General features: G+C 67.9%; 1 protein-coding gene. It reads left to right on the plus strand.

The genetic code is table 11. From position 1 onward, the window contains the following. A partial coding sequence (locus tag KXC43_RS50285; RefSeq protein WP_221383435.1) for a glycoside hydrolase family 10 protein occupies window positions 1-869 on the plus strand: 869 nt, incomplete at both ends.

Consider the following 869-nt stretch of genomic DNA (forward strand, 5'->3'; position numbering starts at 1 on the left):
CCGGCCGAGGCCGCGAGCACCCTGGGCGCATCGGCCGCCCAGTCCGGCCGCTACTTCGGCGCCGCGATCGCCGCCGGCCGGCTGGGCGACGCCACCTACACCCGCATCCTGACCACCGAATTCAACTCCGTCACCGCCGAGAACGAAATGAAATGGGACGCCACCGAACCGTCCCAAGGCCGGTTCACCTACACCAACGGCGACCGCATCCTCAACCAAGGCACCGCCATGGGCGCCAAAGTCCGCGGCCACGCCCTGCTCTGGCACCAGCAACAACCCGGCTGGGCCCAAACCCTGACCGGCACCGCCCTGCGCAACGCCGCCATCAACCACGTCACCCAGGTCGCCACCCACTACCGCGGCAAAATCCACACCTGGGACGTCGTCAACGAAGCCTTCGCCGACGGCGGCAGCGGCGCCCGCCGCGACTCCAACCTGCAACGCACCGGCAACGACTGGATCGAAGCCGCCTTCCGCGCCGCCCGCACCGCCGACCCCGCCGCCAAACTCTGCTACAACGACTACAACACCGACGGCATCAACGCGAAATCGACCGGCATCTACAACATGGTCCGCGACTTCAAAGCCCGCGGCGTCCCCATCGACTGCGTCGGCCTGCAATCCCACCTCGGCACCACCCTCGACTCCACCTACCAGGCCAACATCCAACGCTTCGCCGACCTCGGCGTCGACGTCCAGATCACCGAACTCGACGTCCAGCAGGGCAGCAACCAAGCCAACATCTACGCCGCCGTCACCCGAGCCTGCCTCGCCGTAGCCCGCTGCACCGGCATCACCGTCTGGGGCATCCGCGACACCGACTCCTGGCGCAACGACAACCCCCTGCTCTTCGACGGCTCCGGCAACAA

The organism is Paractinoplanes polyasparticus, from assembly GCF_019710575.1.
In the GTDB taxonomy this organism is placed as follows: domain Bacteria; phylum Actinomycetota; class Actinomycetes; order Mycobacteriales; family Micromonosporaceae; genus Actinoplanes; species Actinoplanes polyasparticus.